Source organism: Microvirga makkahensis (genome assembly GCF_009830105.1).
GTDB lineage: Bacteria > Pseudomonadota > Alphaproteobacteria > Rhizobiales > Beijerinckiaceae > Microvirga > Microvirga makkahensis.
Genome location: NZ_WURB01000013.1, coordinates 12,918 through 28,902, shown reverse-complemented (window position 1 = coordinate 28,902; position 15,985 = coordinate 12,918). Strand labels below are relative to the sequence as shown.

Below are 15,985 nucleotides of genomic sequence, written 5' to 3'. Positions count from 1 at the left end.
TAGCCCGTGAGAGACATGGCGGCGCAACCCGACACCAGCGCGCTCCCGTCTCCGGTTCCGCTATGGAGGAGCGCGGGCTGGCTGCTGCTCGACATGGCGCTGGTCACCACCATGCAGGCCGTCGTCAAGTCCGAGGGCCAAACTTATCCGGCCGTCCAGCTCGTCTTCTTGCGCTCGCTTGTCGGGTTCATCTCGGTAGCGCCGCTGCTGTGGCGTCACCGGGCCGAGCTGGCGAACCTGTCCAACATCCGAAGTCATCTCACTCGGGTCGGGTTCAACTCCATCGCACTGACATTCAATTTCGCCGCTTTCGCGGCATTGCCCCTCGCTTTGGTCACGGCTATCGGATTCACTCGCCCGCTCGTGCTCTTGGTGATGGCAGCCTTCATGCTTGGAGAGACAGTCAGCAAGACCCGCTATGTCTTCACGGCACTCGGTTTCCTCGGGGTCATCATCATGGTGCAGCCGGACGCGATCCCGTGGAACATGGGACTCCTCGCGGCCTTCGGATCGGTATTCTTCGGCTCTCTCGCGGTTGTTCAGACGAGGCGCCTTGCCGGTGAGAGCACCGTCGTGCTCATGCTGTTCTACACGGTTGGCCTGACCGTATTGACGACCGTCCCCGCTGCCATCGTGTGGGTACCGATCCCCTGGACCGAGGCGCCGAACATCATCCTCGTCGGCGTCCTGGCACAGATGGGACAATATTGCTGGCTTCAGGCCTATCAGAAGCAAGAGGCGCGGCTTTTGGCTCCGATCGGGTACTTGTCCATCATCTTCTCAGGTTTTGCAGGCTGGCTTTTCTTCGGAGAGGTTCCGTCGCCGTCTCTGTGCCTCGGCGCAGCCATCGTGGTCTCAACCACAATGCTCGCGTCACCGGCCGAACGGTGGCTCGAGAACAGGGAGCGGCCGAGGACCTAGACCCAGATTCATCCAGCTCCTCCGCGAAGGTCCGCTTCTGGCCCTCCCGAGATGGTAGTCTGAGAGCAGCAAGCCTCACGTAGCAGACGGTCCGAAGGGGTCAGGGATTTCGGTGCGCGACGCGAAGTAGACTTTCCGCCCTTATTGAGCGGGAGCGAAATCGAGTGCATCGCCGGCGGCGCCAAAGTCTCCTGCGCAACAGGCGTCTGAGGCGAAATCGTCAGAACGGATGAAGCTGAAATCACCGAAGCCCAACGGGTCCAGGCGCGCAAGTGCTCGTCCGGCACGATCGCAATCTCTTCCCTCGTCTGGGGAGGTGTCGATACCTCAATGAGGCGTGCGCTCCTCTTATCTCCGATCGGCTGTGATTTCTTCATGCCGTGAAGCGCGGATTGGCCTATGCTCGTGGGGCTCTGGCACGGAACCGAAATAGGTCTAGAGGCCGCAATCGTGGGAGATAAGCGGACCTCTAAACGTCTTTCGGTTCCGCGCCAGGAAGCAATTGGGCATTGCCATTCCGTGGCACTCAGCAATTGCCGGAGTGAGGCCTCAGGCCGCCTGGAGCCATGAGGCCCTTCTCTCTGCCTCCAGGAGTTGCTCCGCTTGGCGCATGAATTCGCGGGCGGCAAGACCCGGAGGAATCGGATCGAGGTAGGAAACCGAGATTGTCCCCGCTCGCTTATACGGCCGGCCGGGACCCCAGAAGTGGCCGGAGTTCAGAGCTACCGGGAGAACGGGCCTGTCGAGCTTCGCGTAGAGTAGCTCCACCCCGCGCTTGAACTCGATCGGTTCGGAGGCCAGCTTTCGGGTCCCTTCAGGGAAGATCAGCACGGAACGGCCCTGAGCCAGCGCCGCCTGGCTCTCCTCCACCATCTTGCGGACCGCCTTCGAGCCGCTCTCCCGATCGATCAGGATCATCGGCGACTTGCGCAGGAACCAGGCGAAGACAGGAATCGTCAGCAGTTCCTGCTTCGCGACAATCGCCACATCCGGAAACAGGATCAGGAACGCCAGCGTCTCCCAGGTCGACTGGTGATTGGCAATGATGAGGCAGGGTTCATCAGGGATATTGTGTTGACCCCGCTCGATGTAGGTCAGGCCGACAAGCCACTTCAGGCTGACGAGAATGCCGTGAGCCCACACCCGGGATGTCAGCCGGACGCCGCGCCCGGGAGAGCCACATAGCCACAGAATGGCCAAGACGGGCACGAACAGTCCCGTCCAAAGGGCCAGCAGAAGGTCAAATAGAGTCGAGCGGACGCGCTGCATGGTCGATGGCTTCATCAAAGGTGGCTTAGTGTTCATCCGAGGCCGGTGCCGGAATGCTTTGTCCGACCGCAACAGCGCGGATCTGTGACTCGCCGACGGCCCGTTCGGTCCCGCTTGCGGTGTTCTTGATCCTGTAGCCGAACTCCCCGTTGCTCTCGGGCATCAGACGAATGACTTCACAGATGCCGCTCGTGCGATCAGCGAAGTGTGCGCCAGCGGCACGAACCAACTGGCCAACGGAATAGTTGTGGCTCATGAAGACAATTATCCTACGATCAATTGAGCGACATCATCCGGGGCGCCGTATGGGCCTTGATAGGGAGGGTATGCTCGACTTCCGCATCGAACTGCTGGTCGATGATCTCGGCCAGCACCATCGTATCGTCGGCATCCATGGCGCTGGCCGGGTAGATCTGGAACTCGCTGTTGCTCTCGACAACAACCGCGTCACGGCCGAACCGCAACACGCAGTTGGTCTGGCGCATGAGCCATTCCGGTACCAAGTCGCCGGCCTCGAATGTCCAAGTCTTTTCAGGCATTGTAAACCTTTGCTCGGCTGAAATGCTCAGCCGCACCGCCGCTTAGCGGCGGCGGAATTGCGGACGGCGCGCGCCTGCCGGACGGGGAGCGCCCGACCCGCTGTCTTTGTGGCGGAAGATGAGGCGTCCCTTGTCGAGATCGTAGGGCGACATTTCGACGGTGACGCGGTCGCCGGCCAGTGTCTTGATGCGGTTCTTCTTCATCTTGCCCGCAGTATAGGCGACGATCTCGTGTCCGCTCTCAAGCTTCACGCGATAGCGCGCATCCGGCAGGATCTCGACGACTTCGCCCTCGAAGGTGATCAGTTCTTCCTTGGCCATTTGGGAAATCCTTCAGTTGAAAACAAAAAAGCCGCTCCCGAAGGGCGGCTGTATCAGGCGGCGTGGAACACCGCGCCGCCTGATGGTGACGGCGATTTAGGCCGTCTGGATGTTGTTGACGGCGACCTTGCCGGAGCGGCGGTCCTCAGCCGTGTCGAAGGCCACCTTCTGGCCTTCGCGCAGGCCGCGCAGGCCGGCGCGCTCGAGAGCGGTGGCGTGGACGAACACGTCCTTGTCGCCGTTGTCCGGCTGGATGAAGCCGAAGCCCTTCTGGTCATTGTAGAATTTAACGGTGCCCGTAATCATGGGAGTGTCCTTAGGTATGCGTCAGTGCACGTGAGCGACTGGACGTGCCACAGCACGGCCCCGCTCGGTTCGTCGATGTTTGGGAGAGTGTCTGAACGTGCGCCCGGCAGGCCAAGGCGGTACGGCCCGATTGTCCGGCCAAATGTCGATAGAAGGGTATTTAGTGCTCACTTGAGGCGAATACAAGGCACGCGGGCATGAAGGAAAATTATCGTCCTCAAGATGGAGTTCGGGCTTGTAAAAGGCTAAACCGTCCTCCATCTTGAATTGATCAACCGACATGTTCGGCCTGCTCTTCGTAAGCTCGTGATCGAGCGCCGAGCCCGCTTTCCGTTCCAATCGATTGTTATACCCTAGCCCGCCTCGGGCAGGCGCTTGTCCGTCGTTGCTCTGCCTTCGACAACCTTAAACACGAGATGCTGCTCGGCTATTGAGCCGACGCGGCAACAGGAAACCTATGTCTACTTCTACCCAAATCCATTCTACCTGGATCCAGCTTTCGCTTCTTAAGCCGCAGCCGATAAAGGCCGCTCCACCGGCCAAAGCCGCACCCAAGCCGCAACCGTCCGGGCTGACCCGGGAGGAAATCCGCCATATCGTCATCGAGATGATCGGCTGATGCGAGAACCTGCGATGCGCTCCTGCTGAAAGCAAAGCGCGAAGCGGCGCACGAGGTCCGGTGCGCCGCTGGCAAATCTTGAGCCGAATGCCCGGATTTACGATTCGATCTGCGGGGCTCTCGGCTCCGCCGTCGGAGCCCGAGTTCCGGAATTCGGCGCAAGGGCAGGCCGGCGCGGACTGGCGAAGCGAGGCTTGGGCTTAGGGGCGGCGATCAGGCCCTCCCGGATGGCCTGCTTGCGGGCGGCCTTGCGGTTGCGGCGGACCGCCTCGGCCTTCTCGCGAGTCTTGCGCTCGGAGGGCTTTTCATATGCTTTGCGCTGCTTCATTTCGCGGAAGATGCCCTCGCGCTGCATTTTTTTCTTGAGCACCCTGAGTGCCTGATCGACATTGTTGTCGCGTACCAGTACCTGCAAAACGGTATCCAATCCCATGCTGTGAACGGGCCGGCGGACCTGAAGCACAGACCTGGCGCATGCCAGAGTCGATGGTGGGCCGGCTGAAAAAGAGGGCTCCTGCCCTCTTGGCGAGGCCGGACCTTAGCATGATTTTGGGCGGTGGCACGGATTTCATTGTCCAAGGCCAACAGAGCAGCCGCGAGGTGGCATGAGGACGCCGATCTCTGGATACCTCATCCGAGACATCATCTGCGGCGGGCAACCATCTTGCTCTTCTTCGATTGAAACGTTACGTCTCTCGGCAGGCATTAAACGATCGATGACAGAAGGCAAGACCTATGGGCCGGGGTAACGAGCACCGCAATCGCCAGCGCCAGTTCGGCGCGCAACCAGCCGATCCCTGGGGCGATTACGCTCCACAGCCGACCTACGAGCGGACGCCGCGCCCCCAGGCCTCGCGAGCATCCTCCGAACGCCAGGCCGAGGCTCGGGTGAAGTGGTTCAATCCTGACAAGGGGTTTGGCTTCGTCGAGCTGACGGACGGATCGGGCGAAGCTTTCCTGCATATCAGGCAGGTTGAGGCGGCAGGCCACAGTACCCTACCGTCCGGCACCACCCTGGTGGTCCAGGTCGGTTCGGGGCAGAAGGGCCCGCAGGTCAATGAAATCGTCAGTGCCGACACCAGCACTGCCGAGCCCGAGCCAGCTCGGCGTGGCCCTCGCGCGCCGGGGCAATCTTCCAATCGCCTCCGTCAGGGAGGTTCGCCGGCCGCGGTGCCGGACACCCTGGGAACCGTCAAATGGTACGACGGGGCAAAAGGGTTCGGGTTCATTGCCGTGGAGGGCGAGAGCAAGGACTTGTTCGTTCACGTCTCGGTGCTTGAGCGGGCTGGCCTTGGCGGTTTGGAGCCGGGGCAGCGGGTCCTCGTCGCGATCGTGGAGGGGCGCAAGGGCCGCGAGGTTGGGGCTATCGAGCTGGCCTGAGATCCAAGCCAGTTGCATGAGCTGAGAGCAGCCTCAATCCTCGGGATTGGACGGATAATCCACGACCAGCGAGAGAGCGACACGCACCATCACCTGTCCGGCTTCATCCCTGACGCTGACGAGAAAGACGCGCTGGTCGCCGTCGGGGAGCTTGTCCTTGGCCATGTTGGGCAGGGCCTCCTGAGCTACGAGTTTAGCAGCTTCGATATTTTCCAGCTCCTGCCCCTGCTCGTCGGGGATGAGGAGGTTGCCGTCATAGGTGTCGAAGAAGAAGCGGGGCACTGGCACTCCGGCACTGGGAATAATGGCAGTCAACGCTTGGCTTTGTGCTTGGTTCATTGCTCTCAGCAGCTTAGCGGCCGCGGTATCTGGATCCTTTCGGTGTCCAGAAGGAGCCATTCAGCGCTACGTGCAATGTCACCTTCTGGCATTCCTTCGCGATATACCGTGTGACCGCTTGAGGTCTGATTCCAGACCTTGTCTCATGACTGCCGAGGTGAGGCGGTTCATAGGTATGCCGCCCCTGGCGTTTGGATCTCGCCCTGCTCCGCAATCAGAAGGGCATCGTCGACGTCGATTCGCAGCATACCGAACAGTGCTCTCGCGCGCCGCGCAACCCGGAGCCTGACCCGAATGGACCGGATCTCATTGGCCTTGAGAGGCGGCTTGGGTCCGATCAGCCTGCTTTCGTTCCAACCTGTGGTGGTTCGGCAGGTAGGATGAGCGATGCGATCTTGCTTTGCAGAGTTCCTGAAGCGAAGCTCCCGCAATGAACCTTGGCCTTAGCGGTCACAGCATTCGTGTTATCTGTTGATGCAAGTAGCTTGCCGCTCGCCGCACCTCTACTTGGCGGGCCTTCAAGGTGTCATTGATTCTATCGAGATATGCGTCTCGTGCGCAGATCAGCACCTCCGCAATGTCTTCTGGCAGGCGGGGGATAGCCCATTCGGCGGCGACGTCCTTCGGCACGAACCCGCCTGTGGTCGCCGTCCGCCACATGCGGGCGAGTGTGAGCAGGATGTTCCGTTCGTCGCCTGCCAGGTTGTCGAGCAGTGGAGGAAGTGCATCGCTCATAGCCTGGCGGACGTGGGCATCCGGGATTCGTGGCAGCAGCTCCTCCGCCCCAGGACCGATCAAGGCTCTCGCCTCCTGCCGGGCCTGCGCCAACGCCAGGGTCAGTTCAGGATTCGAAACGGGCTCTGGAAGATCGCCGGCCTCGAAAGCTTCCCGCATCCATTCGCCGTAGACGAACTCGGAGCGCGCCGGATAGGCCGATGCCGAAAGATCGGACTTCAGGAATACCATCAGCTCGATGCAGCGCGGGCCGGCCGGGCTGGCGGGATGGCGGCCGGAGATCCGCAATAGGGAGGTTACAAGGTCACTCCGCATGACATCCGTCATCGGACATTCGGTGACAACCAGCAGATCCACGTCGCTCCGTGGCCGCAGACCGCCCGAGACGGCTGATCCGTGGAGATAGACGGCCAAGAGAGAGCCGTCGAACAGCTCCTCTACAATCTTGAGCGCATTCAGCGCCTCAGCCGGGATTCCGGGTATGTAGTCCTGCATATGGTCATTTTCCATCGTACCCGGGAAACATATAGCAGATCGAAGGCCGCCCAGAGCATCGGGCGTGAAAAGCGGACTTGCCCTTTTCGAGGCAAATCCGGCGCTCCATCACATCGCTAGAGCATCGTCTGGTGCGAAGGGTCGGATCTTCTTCGCATGGTGCGCTAGCGCTTGGTCTGCCTCGTCGCTTAGGAGCCGGCGTTCATTGGCTGCCGGAAGGTGTATGGTTGACCCGAGGCATCCACAAGAATGATCATGGTTTCTTCAGCGGGTCATGCGAACCGGAGGTCCCCGTCAGCGAAAGCGGGCCCGGCCTTTGCCCGCGACGAACCTCCCGATTAGCAAGCGGGAGGTTCGAGCCGACAGATCTCCCCTGCAGCCGCACTCCCTACAACAGAATCATGGAATTGCGGCCACTCATGTCCTCAATGAATATCAGTCACAACCCAGAATAGATAAGCTGCTACCTCAGAACCGGTCTCCCGGAACAGAATGTTCGTGACCGGGCGCAGGTAGCGGAGAGCGACATCGCCGACGTCCTGGCCATCATGGAGAAGGCGATAGGCCTCAAGGACGGCTCTGTTGTTCAGAACAATGCAATCGGTTCCGATTTGCTGCTTGAACACGACACGTGAGGGCTCGAATGCTGCACCATAGAGCGTTTCTCGTGCCACAACTCTGGTGCCGTGTGATCTTTCGAGGCTGAATCGTGTCACGGGTTCGCTTTCCCTGGCCAAGGACCTACTCGTGAGGAGCGCGAGATCGTTGAAGCGATTCATGGGCGCGTCCGCTCTCGTGGCGGCCCTTGCATGGGACAGATTGAAACCCCGATCACCCAGCCACTCATCAAAGTAGGGACTTCCGTCCGATTCCAGAGTCCGGTGCCCTGCCTCAAGGAAGACCCGTGAGATGGGTACATCGTTCGTGGTCGTGACGACATCGCGGCCATTCACGTTCTCGGTGATCGAGACATCGAGAAGATGACTCCGCGAGCCCTTCTTGATCACGGCCGAAACTACCGGTCCTGCTTCGGGAGACGACCAGGTGCCGATCCAATTCTGCGGACGTGATGGCTTGGAGGGCTCCGAGAAGTTCTCCCATGTCGGCGGCGTCGTTGTCCCGAAGCTCGGCTCTGTCTGATAATGTGAGATCGTCAAGAAGAGTGAGTAGTCCCAGTCGCTGTAGCCTGTCGGATCACTGCGACGGAACTTGATCTCGTGCTGTTGCGTGTGCTTGTTGGCTGAACCGTATCCAGCTCCGGCAAGAGGGAGAATCTCGGTGTAGTTGACCAATTCGTCGTCCGAGTCCCGCATTACGATCTGATCGACCACGCCGAGAGCGAAATCCGCTGCAAAATTCAGGACCGCACCCACCACGGTGCCGAATGCAGGCGTGTTCTTGAGAGCGTTCTCGGCGGAGTCGATAGCTTGCCTGACCGCGATGCTGTTCTCCCACCAGTCCCGGTTGACGTCTTTGTCCCAGGCCCTGATGACCAAGCCGATCGCCGGTTCGTTGACGAAACCTTTGTACACGCTCTCGAAATACGTCGCAGACTCATTCGACCTGAGGCGCCTCAGAGGCGTTAGTATGATCCGCGTGTCACTGTCGGTGACGACCTGCACAAGTGAAAAGAACAAGTCGCCTGTCGTCACACTTTCCGGATCCCGGCAGATGACCTTATCAAGCTGCACCTCTACCCAATAAGCCATGACTTCCTCCAAGATATCAGTTCGAGACCGGTGCTCGATCCCGGCAGAGGCTAGACCGGGCGAGGAGGCATTCGCCTTGGACACGTTTCGTTGTGTGGCCTTGGCTCATCGTACAAGGGATTACCCACTGGAGTGCCATCGAACGGACGGCATCATTCCTGAATACGCGCCACCGCTGCGACTCCGTACCCTCGCTTCGCGGGAGGTCCTAGCTTGTGTACTCTACGCCGGCAGGCGACAGAACGAACCTCCGGTTCAGGAGCGTGCCTTCCAGCTTCCCATAATAAACTCTAAACAGAACGCCTCCCGAAGCCGCCGGATGTTCGTCATCGCGCACGACCGTGAGCCCACCGCTGAGTTCGCTCACCCGGTGATGGAGCCACCTTAGCCACTCTGCGGAAGGTGGCCCGCTTTTGTTCGGGAAGATTCTGTCTAGTGCCTGTCTCACGTCCTCAGTGCTGTACCCATCGAGAGCTGGTTGCCTCAAATGAGCAAGCCCTTCGGCAATGGCCTCATAGATGGGACTATCGTGCGGTGCTCTGGCTGGATTGGACGACAGACTAGAATCTGGAGAGGCCGGACCAGATGGGGCCGGCCCTCCTTCTTCAATAGCCTCACGAGCGGCAGCTGTAATCCTTTCCAGCAACTGGTCAGCCCAGTTGCTGAGATTGTTCTGCGGATTCCTGCTGTCGCTCATGATGATTCTCATTGATTAGTTAGATCAGTGACATGACGATCGGCAGTACCACCGGAAGGGCGTCGCCAACGAATGACATGGCATCGTCGAACCAGCCCTTCTGATCACCCTGGATATTGGCTGGCGGCCGGATGTTGAGTGTCACGGCTCCAGGCTGGGTAAAGTCCTTTGTGCCACGAAGCGCATGAACCAGCATAGGCGTTACTTGAGTCAGCACATCCGCGACGAAGTTCTGCCAATCCTTGTCATTGGCATGCCGCTGCGCGGCTGGGCTGTTGACGACGGCGTTGAAGTCCTTCCGACCACCGCTAACAGCGTTGAATATCTGCAGAGCAATCGGTGCCGCTTGCTGAACAACAGACAGCACATCGTTCCACCAGGCCTTGTCGGTCATCCTGCTCGAGTCCTGCAGGGCTGGTGTCGTATATGCCTTACTGATGGTAGGTTGTACCTGAGAGATCAAGTTGGGGTTCTGGGCGAGCGATGCTGCTAGGGAGCCGAACAGTGAGCACGCAGCAATCGCGGAATCACGTTGAGCTCCGCCGAATTGCCCGGAGGCGGACGGGCCGATAATCGACTTCGATCCGGGCGAGCTTAGGGCCGCGACGATCTGGCTCTTGAGGGGAGCGAGTGGGTCAGATGATGAGGTTGTTGTGCCCGTAAACGCAACGACGGGATCTGCAGGGGCTGCTGTCATGCTCATGTGTGTCTCCTTCTTCCTGCGCCGGGAAGCTGCCTTGCGCTGTCCAGACTTCTCCTTGTTCGTGTCCGTGTCTGGAAGGGTACGATCCATCTCGGGCACCTCCGTTACTGATGAACGTTAGGCCGCTTGCTGTATTGACTTGCCGAAGATCTGGTCGAACAGGGCCCGTATTTGGTCTTGAGGCTGCGGCTGGGGTGCGGGGGGCGGCGCCGATGTTGGCGATGGCACTCCGAATATCTGCTCCCAAATATCGGATGGGACGGGAGTACCGACCTGCTGCATCGTGATGAACGTCCTGTCAGCCAGGTCCGTTTGCGTCGCCGGAGTGTCCACGACCGGTATCTGGGACATGTTGAGTTCCTGCAGCCGCGACGCCGTGCGGGCGCATAGGCTGTTCAGGGAGATCGTCGTGTCAAGCTGATCAAGCAGGGCATAAGTGAATGCCGACAGGTTATCCGTCGCTGGCGTTCCGGCCGCTGCAGTCTGGTCCGCTCGACAGGCGGTGAACAATGCGCCGTTCAGCTCCACCGCTCCTGCTTTGTACGATTTACGCATCCAACGATTGCGAATGCTGTCCGCATACTTTGCGCTATTACCGGAACCTTTCCGTAGCGGGACGGCGTCCGGCCACTGGCTAAATCTGTCGATGGCGGCCTCGCCGGTCGAGAAATTCTTCGCCACATCAGCAGGCTGCGAGACGATCGAGCGTCCGAAGAACTTGAATCGGGTGATCTGTTGCATCTGTGCGGCCTTGCTGGCCGCTTCATTGAGAGGAGGCTGCCAGACCTTGGTTTGCGCCACGACAGGGCCGTCGGGAGCGAAGAACACTTTGTCCATACCGCCGGAGTGGCATGCATCCAGAACCACAGTGAGCACTCCAGGTGGGATGGCCTGAGTCCGCGCGGCAAGCTCTGAATCAGACAGGAATGCGTCATACAGGCAGAGAACTTCGACCATCGTATCACCCTGCGGATAACGATAGCCGTGAGAAGATTCAAAGAATATGATCTGGTCTCCAGCCGACGCCCCACGTGTGAGATCGTCGAGACCCGCCCGAACATTGGCGAGTGTCGCGGCATTGTTGTGCAGCAATCGTATGTCGGTAGCGTCGAACCCATAGCTTCCCATCAGCAGGTTCTTGAACGCCAGGGTATCCGCGATACAGGAGTTCAGATTATTTCGCGGGTCGGGATATTGGTCGATTCCGATCAGTAGGGCACGCTTCATGGCTTTGACCCTTCCGCAGAGTAATAGTCAGCGCATCGGTTTATCCGTTCAGGATGGGCTGGGCGGGAGAGCAAGCGTGTATCCTTCGGAGCTATATGCTCGCTTAGGTACAAACGCGCAGTGCACGCGACTTGACGATCCTGAATTTTCCGATGCAGATATACGTCCAAGCCCATGACAATATTCGGGCTTGTTTTACCGGTCTCTTCTCACACTTCCAAAGTTCAATCGGCTTGCAACTGAAGATCTTGGGATACCGGACTCGCACAACCAAAATGCTCCTGTGACCTGAATGCTGTCAAGAAAAGAATCGGAATACGATGCAGCAGGACCGAGCCGGTTACCGCTGCTCATCCGGTAAGTTCTGCGGTTCTAAGCGCATCGTGCGAAAACCGGGATCGGATTTTCACTCACCTGACCCTTCGGGTCGCACCAGATGATGCGCCAACTACAAGGAGCATCGGATCGATCCCAAAAGTGGGGCCACTTTTCACGTCTGATGCTCTGGCACGGTAATGTCTACGCGGTTTATGCGCTGGAGAGCGGACGGGTTGTGGCAGCTGAACGCGTTGATATGATTTGTGCTACCACAGCGATCCTGCGCAACGTGGTTAGATTCGATGCCTGTCACTGCGCATCAGTATCTTTGCTGGATGAAAGGTGCTTCGCCAGTTCGTGCTTGGTTTCCCTGGTATTCGCGTTTGCGAGGGAAGAAGAGGTGGGGTGTCGCCCGACAGAGCTCCGGCTCTGGCTTCTTTGCCGGCGCAGTCCTTCGCGCAGAAGAATTTCATCAATCCGGCTGCGTTGGATCGCGATACCTTTCTGTTGATGGAGATAACCTGCGAGACGATCCAGCGTCCAAGCGTCGAACGGTAGTCCCAGCGCGGATGGCTTCGTGCGCGCTGTGTCGAGGACAGTAGCGATCTGATCGGCGGTATACAGCGTAGGGCGGCCGGAGCGAGGCTTGTCCTTAAGTGCATCGAGACCCATCATGTTGAATCTCTGAATGCGCCTGTAAACGGTATCGACATCGATGTGCAGTCGATTTGCAATGCTGGCCGGCGCAACTCCAGAACTGATTTGCCAAATAATCTGTGCTCGTTCCACCATGCAGGCCGGAGCTGTGCGGGAGTGAGCGATCTTCTCGATCGTGGTGCGTTCCTCGAGCGTCATGTCCCGTAAGTGGATGGAGGTCATGACTACCTCTGATGTCACCTGCGCGCGGCCATAAATATACCGCGTCATTTGGCGGACGCGCTAGTTCAAATCCTCTCCTGGCTTGCGAAAAATAACCCGTTTGAGCACTGCGAACCTGGCTCCCAGATGATCGGGCCGGAAGAAATCGCAAAGGAAGATGCCCGGATAACGATGGTCGGGCGAGGACCATTTTCCTGGTCCGTGATTCGCGGAATGTTGTCAGCCCAAAAATACGCAGCAACGGTGCTCCCGTCGAAAGCGAAGTCCGGTTCCGTCGGTCGATTGATGCATGTGAATGTGCACCTCCGAAATCGGCGTATGCTATTCCCGCGATGGACGTGAACCTAACCTATCAACGTATGCGCGTTGCCACCGACATCGCTGATGGCGAGGGACTCCTCGTCATGTGGCGAGGGAGGCTCGTTGCCGTCCTTGTTCAAGTTCCAGATCCGAGCCGGACTGTGGGTGCTGATGATACTTGGCTGTCAGAGGCCGGTTTTTCCGAGCTCAGCGGTGCCTGGTCCGTGGCGGCGGGTTTTGGCCCTTGTACCAATCCGGTTCGCCAGGCACTCCCTAGTCTGGCGGAGGCCATTGCATGGGTTGTCGGGAGGATCAACAATACCGGGGAGCGGCTTCCTGCGGAACTGACACACAGGAGAAGTCGCCGCGAGAGGCGGGTCTCGAAAGCATTTGCCGACCCTACTGCATCGTCTTCGTTGGATGCCAAGACCGTTCTCGTCGTGGAGGACGACCCTCTGGTCCGGCTATTCCTGCTCGATGTGCTCCAAGACGAGGGCTACCGGGTTCTGGAGGCCGCGCACGCCGATGAGGCCCTCACACATCTCGGCGCCCGTCCCGACGTACTGGCCGTCGTGACGGACGTGAGAATGCCAGGCGCGACTGGTTACGATTTGGCCCGCGAAATTTACAGCCGCCATCCGAAGATCAAGGTCGTCATCATGTCCGGAGTGACAGAGCCGGAACATGGGGACCTTCCGACGAATGCTGTTTTCATTTCCAAGCCCATGACGCCTGCCATCATAGTTGGCGAAGTTAACCGGGCGGTCATCGGCACGCTTGATGCAGGGGTCAAGCCAACCACCACATAGCCTCGTTGCCGCGGCCATCAATGCAACCATGTCTCCGTAGGGGCCAGGGTCATCTCGCGCTGCGCTTCGTTCATGCGGATTTGAAGCGTGAACGAGCGATTTCAGCCTGTTCAAGAGACAACATGATAGGCTCCTAGAGCATCGGACCTGGACGTGGACCCACGTTCGGGATCCACTCCGATGCTCCATTCTTTGAAAAGCGCATCGTTCGACGCGACACGAAGGGCCACGTCAGGGAAAATCCGGGTCCACTTTTTCGCACGATGCGCTAACGAGCAGGGCCGGACGAGGATGGAGAGCCAAGCTGACATCACGGCACGAGACCTGAAGGCTCACGAGAGTGATACGATGGCCTGCTCAAGAAAGATCCGCAGGAGGCGGATCCGTGCCGAGCCCTTCATCCAGAGAAAGCCAAGCCGCCTCGGCTCGGTCGGAAACGGGAGGGGCAGTTTCGCCAAAGACAGGCCTTCTGGCCAAGGGGGCGACCAGTCGGGGACGAGCGACACCCCCAACCCCCGATCAACCATGACTGCGATTGCGTCCAGCGTGGAAAGCTCGAACCGTTCCCGGGGGCGGATCTTGGCCTGGGTGAGATAATTGTCCACCAGGCGGCCACCCCAGAAGCTGCGGCCATAGCGGATGAATGGCTCGGTCGCCAAAACCGTATGAGCGTCCAGACCGCCCATCGATGAAGGTGCGATCACGAGGAGAGGCTCCTCTCGCAGCACGGCCCACCCGCAGGCCTTGGGCAGGGCGAAGTAGGGCTCGATGATGATGGCTCCGTCCACCTCGCCGCTCAGCACCTTGGAATGGAGCTCAGCCGATTGGCCAGGAACGATATGAATCTCCAGCCCGGGGTAAGCTTCCTGCACAGCCGTCAGGATTCTCGGCATCAATCCCGTAATGGCGGTTGGAACCGCACCGATCCGGATCTCTCCTGCAGGCGTTTCGGTCGTCAGAGCTGATTTGAGGTTGCTGACGTCGCGAAGCAGGTTGCGTCCCAGCTCGGTCAGAGCCCGACCCGCTTCTGTTGGCGTCACCGTTCGGCCGGATCGGACGAGAAGGCGCGTCCCGAATTCCTTTTCGAGCGTGCGCATGCGTAAGGCAACAGAGGCCGGCGTCAGATGGAGGCGCCGGGCAGCCTCCGCAATCGAGCCACCTTCGACGACGATCACAAAGGTCCTGAGGAATTCGGTATCCATTAAATGGAAAAACTATCTTCTTAAGGTGGAAAAGGCCAGCTTTTCCCATCGTATCCGAGGTCGGTATTCTGACCGGACTGGAGCGCCCACCCGCAGCCAGCTCAAAAGGGGTCTGACGAACAGACCCCGCATAGATGGGAGAGAAAGCATGACGCGCATGCACCGCCGAACCGCCCTATTCGCACTCGCAGCATTGGCCATGGTATCCGCCGCTCCGGCCCAGGCCCAGATCAAGGGTCTCGAGATCATCGCCCCGGCCAATCCGGGCAGCGGTTTCGACCAGACTTCCCGTGCGGTACGGGATGCCCTCATGGAGGCGGGACTGGCCACCAACATCCAGGTCCTGAACGTTCCCGGCGCCGGGGGCACCATCGGTCTGGCCCAGCTCGTTTCAGGCCAGAAGCGCGGCCCCACGCTTCTGACGATCGGCGCGACCACGGTCGGTGCCATCCTCGCGAACAAGCCGCCCGTAACCCTGGAGGATGCCGCACCCGTGGCCCTGCTGTTGAAGGAATACAGCATGCTGGTGGTCCCGGCGAACTCCGATATTAAGACGATGGCCGACCTCTCAGCCAAGCTGAAAGCGAATCCCGCCAGCGTGACATGGGCCGTTGGATCGGCAGGCGGCATCGACCACATCATCGCGGGGCAGGTCACCAAGGCCGTCTCAGGTGACGCGAGCAAGACCAACGCGATCAACTATGCCGGCGGTGGCGAGCAGATCGCCTCGATTCTCGGCGGGCACGTCACCGTCGGTGTCGGCGGAGTTCCCGAGTTCGCCTCGCAGATTGAGTCCGGTAAGCTCCGCGCAATTGCGGTCTCGTCTCCTGAGCGTCTCGAGGGACTCGACGTCCCGACGCTGAAGGAACAGGGCGTCGACGTCGCCTACGGGACCTGGCGTGGGCTGATGACCACCAAGAAAGCTTCCGAGGCCGAGATGAAGGAACTTGGCGACGCGATCAGGAAGATGGTCGAGACCAAGGCATGGAAGGCGAGCCTCGAGCGGTACGGCTGGATCCCCGCCTACGAGCCTTCCGACGGATACGCGGCCTTCCTCAAGGGAGAACAGGACATGATGAGGACCGCGCTGGGGGAACTCGGCCTCCTGAAATAACGGCACGTGAACTGATGGCCGGGCCGGGCGGGCGACCATGACCGCACTTGCGGTCTCCCATCTCCGGTCCGGCGGTCATGTCGACACCCAGCGACTTCGGGAA

17 protein-coding genes are annotated in these 15,985 nt (G+C 59.6%); 4 read left to right on the top strand and 13 right to left on the bottom strand.

The genetic code is table 11. The features are described 5' to 3' along the window. Positions 1 to 15 precede the first annotated feature (15 nt). On the top strand, positions 16 to 921 hold the full coding sequence (locus tag GR328_RS16885) for a DMT family transporter (protein ID WP_160885777.1): 906 nt from the start codon (positions 16 to 18) through the stop codon (positions 919 to 921). Positions 922 to 1,470: 549 nt separating this feature from the next. Here the strand turns inward: GR328_RS16885 and GR328_RS16880 are convergent. From GR328_RS16880 to rpsU, 6 genes are all read right to left on the bottom strand, one after another. Beyond that, positions 1,471 to 2,190, bottom strand: coding sequence for a lysophospholipid acyltransferase family protein (locus GR328_RS16880; RefSeq protein ID WP_160885775.1), 720 nt, complete (start codon positions 2,188 to 2,190; stop codon positions 1,471 to 1,473). Positions 2,191 to 2,215: 25 nt separating this feature from the next. Further along, on the bottom strand, positions 2,216 to 2,446 hold the full coding sequence (locus GR328_RS16875; protein ID WP_160885773.1) for a hypothetical protein: 231 nt from the start codon (positions 2,444 to 2,446) through the stop codon (positions 2,216 to 2,218). Between the two features lie 19 nt (positions 2,447 to 2,465). Beyond that, complete coding sequence (locus tag GR328_RS16870) at positions 2,466 to 2,729, bottom strand: hypothetical protein (protein WP_160885771.1); 264 nt, start codon at positions 2,727 to 2,729, stop codon at positions 2,466 to 2,468. 42 nt (positions 2,730 to 2,771) lie between these two features. Continuing rightward, positions 2,772 to 3,050, bottom strand: a complete 279-nt coding sequence (gene infA, locus GR328_RS16865) for a translation initiation factor IF-1 (protein WP_091134704.1) — start codon at positions 3,048 to 3,050, stop codon at positions 2,772 to 2,774. Between the two features lie 96 nt (positions 3,051 to 3,146). After that, positions 3,147 to 3,356: a cold-shock protein gene (locus GR328_RS16860; protein ID WP_160885211.1), complete on the bottom strand. Its 210-nt coding sequence runs from the start codon at positions 3,354 to 3,356 to the stop codon at positions 3,147 to 3,149. A 716-nt stretch (positions 3,357 to 4,072) separates the two neighbouring features. After that, positions 4,073 to 4,390, bottom strand: coding sequence for a 30S ribosomal protein S21 (gene rpsU / locus GR328_RS16855; RefSeq protein ID WP_160885769.1), 318 nt, complete (start codon positions 4,388 to 4,390; stop codon positions 4,073 to 4,075). Positions 4,391 to 4,710: 320 nt separating this feature from the next. Between rpsU and GR328_RS28050 the strand changes: the two genes are divergently transcribed. Further along, positions 4,711 to 5,355: a cold-shock protein gene (locus tag GR328_RS28050; RefSeq protein ID WP_160885767.1), complete on the top strand. Its 645-nt coding sequence runs from the start codon at positions 4,711 to 4,713 to the stop codon at positions 5,353 to 5,355. A gap of 33 nt (positions 5,356 to 5,388) precedes the next feature. Here the strand turns inward: GR328_RS28050 and GR328_RS16845 are convergent, their stop codons facing one another. The 6 genes from GR328_RS16845 to GR328_RS16820 all read right to left on the bottom strand — a co-directional run bounded on the left by GR328_RS16845 (position 5,389) and on the right by GR328_RS16820 (position 12,457). Next, complete coding sequence (locus tag GR328_RS16845) at positions 5,389 to 5,637, bottom strand: DUF6894 family protein (protein WP_160885765.1); 249 nt, start codon at positions 5,635 to 5,637, stop codon at positions 5,389 to 5,391. A gap of 507 nt (positions 5,638 to 6,144) precedes the next feature. Then, positions 6,145 to 6,924, bottom strand: coding sequence for an aminoglycoside adenylyltransferase family protein (locus GR328_RS16840; protein WP_160885763.1), 780 nt, complete (start codon positions 6,922 to 6,924; stop codon positions 6,145 to 6,147). Positions 6,925 to 7,349: 425 nt separating this feature from the next. After that, complete coding sequence (locus GR328_RS16835; RefSeq protein WP_160885761.1) at positions 7,350 to 8,633, bottom strand: hypothetical protein; 1,284 nt, start codon at positions 8,631 to 8,633, stop codon at positions 7,350 to 7,352. Positions 8,634 to 9,349: 716 nt separating this feature from the next. Next, the gene (locus GR328_RS16830) at positions 9,350 to 10,033 is read right to left on the bottom strand and encodes a hypothetical protein (protein ID WP_160885759.1); all 684 of its coding nucleotides are present in this window, start codon (positions 10,031 to 10,033) and stop codon (positions 9,350 to 9,352) included. A 117-nt stretch (positions 10,034 to 10,150) separates the two neighbouring features. Next, positions 10,151 to 11,260, bottom strand: a complete 1,110-nt coding sequence (locus tag GR328_RS16825; protein WP_160885757.1) for a caspase family protein — start codon at positions 11,258 to 11,260, stop codon at positions 10,151 to 10,153. Positions 11,261 to 11,887: 627 nt separating this feature from the next. Beyond that, positions 11,888 to 12,457, bottom strand: coding sequence for a helix-turn-helix domain-containing protein (locus GR328_RS16820; protein WP_160885755.1), 570 nt, complete (start codon positions 12,455 to 12,457; stop codon positions 11,888 to 11,890). Between the two features lie 716 nt (positions 12,458 to 13,173). Between GR328_RS16820 and GR328_RS27445 the strand changes: the two genes are divergently transcribed. Further along, positions 13,174 to 13,566 carry a response regulator gene (locus tag GR328_RS27445; RefSeq protein ID WP_246215933.1) on the top strand — a complete coding sequence of 131 codons (393 nt, stop codon included), beginning with the start codon at positions 13,174 to 13,176 and terminating at the stop codon, positions 13,564 to 13,566. A 332-nt stretch (positions 13,567 to 13,898) separates the two neighbouring features. On the opposite strand, the gene GR328_RS16810 is transcribed toward GR328_RS27445, so the two are convergent. Continuing rightward, the gene (locus GR328_RS16810) at positions 13,899 to 14,768 is read right to left on the bottom strand and encodes a LysR family transcriptional regulator (RefSeq protein ID WP_160885753.1); all 870 of its coding nucleotides are present in this window, start codon (positions 14,766 to 14,768) and stop codon (positions 13,899 to 13,901) included. Between the two features lie 148 nt (positions 14,769 to 14,916). Here GR328_RS16810 and GR328_RS16805 point away from each other — a divergent pair, with 148 nt between their 5' ends. After that, a complete protein-coding gene (locus tag GR328_RS16805) occupies positions 14,917 to 15,882 on the top strand; it encodes a Bug family tripartite tricarboxylate transporter substrate binding protein (protein ID WP_160885751.1) in 966 nt (321 codons plus the stop codon). The last annotated feature ends 103 nt before the right edge of the window (positions 15,883 to 15,985 follow it).

Excerpts from the sequence above, each read along its gene's own strand:
- GR328_RS16885 (WP_160885777.1), top strand. The coding sequence starts at position 16 with ATGGCGGCGCAACCCGACACCAGCGCGCTCCCGTCTCCGGTTCCGCTA.
- GR328_RS16880 (WP_160885775.1), bottom strand. The coding sequence starts at position 2,190 with ATGCAGCGCGTCCGCTCGACTCTATTTGACCTTCTGCTGGCCCTTTGG.
- GR328_RS16875 (WP_160885773.1), bottom strand. The coding sequence starts at position 2,446 with ATGAGCCACAACTATTCCGTTGGCCAGTTGGTTCGTGCCGCTGGCGCA.
- GR328_RS16870 (WP_160885771.1), bottom strand. The coding sequence starts at position 2,729 with ATGCCTGAAAAGACTTGGACATTCGAGGCCGGCGACTTGGTACCGGAA.
- infA (WP_091134704.1), bottom strand. The coding sequence starts at position 3,050 with ATGGCCAAGGAAGAACTGATCACCTTCGAGGGCGAAGTCGTCGAGATC.
- GR328_RS16860 (WP_160885211.1), bottom strand. The coding sequence starts at position 3,356 with ATGATTACGGGCACCGTTAAATTCTACAATGACCAGAAGGGCTTCGGC.
- GR328_RS28050 (WP_160885767.1), top strand. The coding sequence starts at position 4,711 with ATGGGCCGGGGTAACGAGCACCGCAATCGCCAGCGCCAGTTCGGCGCG.
- GR328_RS16840 (WP_160885763.1), bottom strand. The coding sequence starts at position 6,924 with ATGCAGGACTACATACCCGGAATCCCGGCTGAGGCGCTGAATGCGCTC.
- GR328_RS16835 (WP_160885761.1), bottom strand. The coding sequence starts at position 8,633 with ATGGCTTATTGGGTAGAGGTGCAGCTTGATAAGGTCATCTGCCGGGAT.
- GR328_RS16830 (WP_160885759.1), bottom strand. The coding sequence starts at position 10,033 with ATGAGCATGACAGCAGCCCCTGCAGATCCCGTCGTTGCGTTTACGGGC.
- GR328_RS16825 (WP_160885757.1), bottom strand. The coding sequence starts at position 11,260 with ATGAAGCGTGCCCTACTGATCGGAATCGACCAATATCCCGACCCGCGA.
- GR328_RS16820 (WP_160885755.1), bottom strand. The coding sequence starts at position 12,457 with ATGACCTCCATCCACTTACGGGACATGACGCTCGAGGAACGCACCACG.
- GR328_RS16810 (WP_160885753.1), bottom strand. The coding sequence starts at position 14,768 with ATGGATACCGAATTCCTCAGGACCTTTGTGATCGTCGTCGAAGGTGGC.
- GR328_RS16805 (WP_160885751.1), top strand. The coding sequence starts at position 14,917 with ATGACGCGCATGCACCGCCGAACCGCCCTATTCGCACTCGCAGCATTG.